The 1,558-nt window shown below is 36.8% G+C and carries 2 protein-coding genes and 2 pseudogenes; 1 reads left to right on the forward strand and 3 read right to left on the reverse strand.

The genetic code is table 11. The annotated features are described in order from the left end of the window. Positions 1 to 110: pseudogene (locus tag E4T80_RS12575) on the forward strand (IS1595 family transposase); the annotation flags it as partial. A gap of 18 nt (positions 111 to 128) precedes the next feature. Here the strand turns inward: E4T80_RS12575 and E4T80_RS12580 are convergent. From E4T80_RS12580 to E4T80_RS13225, 3 genes and pseudogenes are all read right to left on the reverse strand, one after another. Next, a pseudogene (locus tag E4T80_RS12580) lies at positions 129 to 296 on the reverse strand (helix-turn-helix domain-containing protein); the annotation flags it as partial. Positions 297 to 589: 293 nt separating this feature from the next. Then, a complete protein-coding gene (locus E4T80_RS13220) occupies positions 590 to 1,150 on the reverse strand; it encodes an FkbM family methyltransferase (RefSeq protein WP_322783248.1) in 561 nt (186 codons plus the stop codon). Then, positions 1,138 to 1,428: a class I SAM-dependent methyltransferase gene (locus E4T80_RS13225; RefSeq protein ID WP_228064839.1), complete on the reverse strand. Its 291-nt coding sequence runs from the start codon at positions 1,426 to 1,428 to the stop codon at positions 1,138 to 1,140. The genes E4T80_RS13220 and E4T80_RS13225 overlap by 13 nt, the downstream gene beginning before the upstream one ends. Positions 1,429 to 1,558 lie beyond the last annotated feature (130 nt).

The following is a 1,558-nucleotide window of genomic DNA, read 5'->3' on the forward strand; positions in this document are numbered from 1 at the left end:
AAGAGCATTTTGAACTGTATTTGAAGGAATGTGAATGGCGTTTTAACCACAGTGAAATAAAAGTTCAATTTTCCATTTTAAAACAATTAGTAAAGCAGAATTTATTCTAGTTATCTAGTACAGCCCCAAATTTTAAATAACGTTTCAAGTTTAGTACTATCGGGATTATTTTCAAAAGCAGAGATAGTAGCCTGCTTTAAACCTGCCAATCTGGCAACTTCTATTTGGGAGCAATTTTGCTGATAACGAAATTCTCGGATAATATGGGATAACATCTGTGATGTTGTAATAGCCATTATGTTCGTCTTATACGCTATAAAGGATAGTTTTGATTTTACCCTCTTTAGCGGATAAAATCAAAACTATCCTTTATAGCGTATAATCCTATTTCACTATATAACTCACATAATCGGTCTATTATCGACAAAAAACCAACATTATTCAACAACGATACAAAATGCATATTCTAATAAATATAAGAACACCAAACTGCATTTATTTAACCATTTTATGACGGACGCCGGCGCGGCGTCCCTACATTTTGAGTGCACTTTAAGTTGGTGCAATAACAGTGCAACTCTTTACAAAATCAGTTGTAAGACAAAAGCGGGAGCGTATCCGGTAAACTATCCGGATTTGCTAATAAAGACGTTGGTAAGGTCGGTGTTTGACTTTCGTGGAAACAAGCAAGATTGTAATCCAGCCCTGAAATTGTTTTCTGCTGCCCAAAATGGTTATTTGGTTGATAACGGTCGGAGATAAACCAAAAACAGCGGTAGCCGAGTTGATTAAGGTGGCGAATTAAATCTTGGGATTTATGAAGATGCGCTTCAATAAAAATCACCGGTTTGTGCTTCTCAATCGTTTGAATAGCCCCTTTCAATACATTAAGATCAAAGCCTTCGGCATCAATTTTCAACAATGATAAATGGGGGAGTGTTTGAATTTCAGGGTGCTCGTCGATTTTTACAACCTGCACGCTTTCGTATGCAATATTACCTTGAAATGTACCTTCAGTATTAAAGCCTTTATCCAGTGAAAAACTGCCGTAATTCCACGCTGTTTCATAATCCGAAGAAGCAATTTGAATGACGCCTGCTTCGTCACTAACCCCTTGCTGATAAGTATAAACATTGGTTAATTGGTTAATTGATTAATAGCTAAATTGCTGCATAGCACTTGAAAGATAATCCGCTGCGGTTCAAAACAAAACAGTTTACCTTGATGTGCCATTTTCGCTAGAGGAACGGCGTGCATACCGATATTTGCCCCGACCTCAATAATATTACTTTGCGCTGAAAGAACTTGACGAAAAAATTGAACTTCAACTTCCGACCATTCACCATAAGTACGAGCGTAGCCGCTGATAAAATCGCCGTCAATCAGATTAAAATTACCCCATTTGAGCGTATAAATACGAGAACGCATATTTGTAGAAGATCAGATTAAATCTGACAAATCACAATAAAAAGTGAGCGTTTCCCGTTTAGAATATGAGTGTCAAATTCAATCTAAACAAAAAAGGAAACGCTCATGTTTTATTCTAACAACCCTCTCA

The organism is Muribacter muris (genome assembly GCF_004569585.1).
Lineage (GTDB): Bacteria > Pseudomonadota > Gammaproteobacteria > Enterobacterales > Pasteurellaceae > Muribacter > Muribacter muris.